Origin of the sequence: Stieleria sp., from assembly GCF_041595215.1 — a bacterium.
GTDB classification, from domain to species: domain Bacteria; phylum Planctomycetota; class Planctomycetia; order Pirellulales; family Pirellulaceae; genus Stieleria; species Stieleria magnilauensis.
The window spans coordinates 1-2,297 of record NZ_JBFHKV010001237.1 but is presented as its reverse complement, the minus strand read 5'-3'; the positions used below and the strand labels follow the sequence as shown (position 1 = coordinate 2,297).

The following is a 2,297-nucleotide window of genomic DNA, read 5'->3' as shown; positions in this document are numbered from 1 at the left end:
TTCAGTTCTGCGTCGCCGCCTTCGCGGGTGGCGATCGAGCACCGGGTCCAGGTCAGCGCCAAGAATCGATTGATCAAGATCACCGCCGCTGCGACGATCGCGGCAAGCACCCACAACGAACCGCCGAACGCAAGCCCCAGCAGCAACACTGCGGCGACAGCAGCGATCAGCGACAAACCGGCCCCCGGCCCCGACGATGCATGTGGATCTCCCATCGCATCAGTTTAACTCGGATGAACCGTCCCGGGTTCCAGCGAAACGCAAAGCGACCGACGCAACATCGATGTCGCAATGAAAATGATCAGAAGTGGCAGAAACAGACGGGACAGAAAAACCATCTAACCGCTCCGATCGCGATGCCAAATCTCTTCTGCCCCCATCATTCTGCCCCCATCATTCTGCCCCCATCATTCTGCCACCCCCGCCCCACCAAGCCCGCCGCCCGGCGACAGCAGCCACCTAATTTTTCAAGCTCGATGCTAACCGCTAAAAGCTAACTGCTAATCGCTAACCGCTAACACCTCCCTACAACGGAGCCGGCAAATCTCGCTTAACAAATTGTCTTGCAGCGAGCAGATAGCAGATGCCACCGAGCACGATCAGGATCATTGGGTAGAACAACGGCGGCAGCATCGCGTCAGGCATCGGCGTGGACCAATCCCACGGCGCCGACAGGCCGTCTTCGGCGACCAACGCGGCCAGTTTCTGGGGGCGGTAGCAATTGAAAAACGACATCCCCTGCAACCAGTTCAACGACTCGGCCGCCTTGCCCAGGCCGAACATCACCAATTGCACGACATAGATCGCCATCACCATTCCGATCGTTCGCCACCGGTAACGGTCGATGCTGCTAAAGAAACTGGACAGTCCCAGCAGGAAAAAGCCGAACGCGAACAGGCTGAACGTCGGTGCCGCATAGGCACGCGAGTCGACACGCTCGGAAAGCGGAAACGACTCGACTTGCGGCTCGCTGATCTGCAGCGGAATGGTCCATCCGAACAGCGGCACATCCACGCTCGGCGGCGGGACCGTCTCGTCCACCGTCGTCACCGACACCCCGACAAAAATTCCGAACCACACCAGTCCACACAGCAACGCCAGCCCGCCGACCGCAACGGCCGCGTGGGACCACATCAATTGGGCCCGGCTGATCGGTTGCGCCAGCAGCATTTCCATCGTTCCGCGGCCCAGTTCCCCGCTGACGACATCGCTGCCCCGCGAAAGACACCAGATCACCGTGCACAGAATGATGATCGGCTCATCGTACGTCAGCCCGACGCGACCTTGGTAGGTGAACAGCGAATCAAAACTGATCGGCGAAAGCTTTTCAAAACCGCGCAGCTGTTCCAGGATGTTTTGAAACTGGCCCATGTCCAACAAGCTGACGACCCAGACGCGAACCCAGGCGAACGCGAACAAGGCCAGACCCAGCGAGACAAACAGCAACGCTGCCTGTTTGATGTAACTGCGCAAAAGAATTCGGTTGATCATCCTGCCACCCCACCGTCGATGCGTTCGTTGTTGTCGCCCTCGGGCGGCACTTCATGGTCGCGTGGGTCTTCCAAGGTGTCGTGATGCACCGAGTCGTAGACCGAACGCAGCCCCAGCGGTTCGATTCGCATCCGATGCAGTCCCAGCGAACTGATCCAGGGCAGCATCGGGGCCAGGTCGCCGGCGGTATCGATACGGACGGACACCGCGCCGTCACTGGCGATCGACTCGACTTCGGTGATGCTGATGTGATCGCGAAAGGATTCGGGGAGACTGGCCAGCGTGGCCGAGCGATCCAAGGCGGTTCCGACTGGCAAATCTGCCCAGATGCGATGCCGCTGGAACAGTTCCGCCATCTGCAACTCCAGCACCAAATGGCCGCCGCGCAGAAACGCCACGCGATTGCATGTGTCTTCGATCTCGCTGAGCACGTGCGACGAAAAAATCACCGTGCGGCCGTCACGATGGGCCTGGGAAACCAATTCCATGACCGTCCCGCGAACCGTCGGGTCCAAATTGGCTGTCGGTTCGTCGAGAATCAACAGGGGCGTCGCCGGCGCGAGCACGACCGCCAGCGCCAGCTTTTGTCGCATGCCGGTCGACATCATCGAAACATGGCGCCGCGTGTCCAGTTCCAGCGCTTCGGCGATCGCCCGGCTGCGCGACAGATCGCCGCGGGGATGAATGTCCGCGAAAAACCGCAACACGCCATCGCCCCGCAGGTGCCGGGGCAACCGCGCGTCGCCGGGCAAATAGGAAACGTTTTGCCGCACCGCGACCGGATCGGTTTGGGGGTCCGCCCCGCA

2 protein-coding genes and 1 pseudogene are annotated in these 2,297 nt (G+C 60.7%); all 3 read right to left on the bottom strand.

Features of this window, described 5'->3' with window-relative positions; translation table 11 throughout:
* Positions 1–215 (bottom strand): annotated as a pseudogene (locus tag ABX749_RS30055) (hypothetical protein); the annotation flags it as partial.
* 310 nt (positions 216–525) lie between these two features.
* The gene (locus ABX749_RS30050; protein ID WP_372899280.1) at positions 526–1,491 is read right to left on the bottom strand and encodes an ABC transporter permease subunit; all 966 of its coding nucleotides are present in this window, start codon (positions 1,489–1,491) and stop codon (positions 526–528) included.
* Positions 1,488–2,297 (bottom strand): AAA family ATPase (locus ABX749_RS30045; protein ID WP_372899279.1); only part of this gene is annotated, 810 nt, incomplete at its 5' end. The genes ABX749_RS30045 and ABX749_RS30050, both read right to left, overlap by 4 nt.

Coding starts and splice junctions, on each gene's coding strand:
- ABX749_RS30050 (WP_372899280.1), bottom strand. CDS start 1,491: ATGATCAACCGAATTCTTTTGCGCAGTTACATCAAACAGGCAGCGTTG.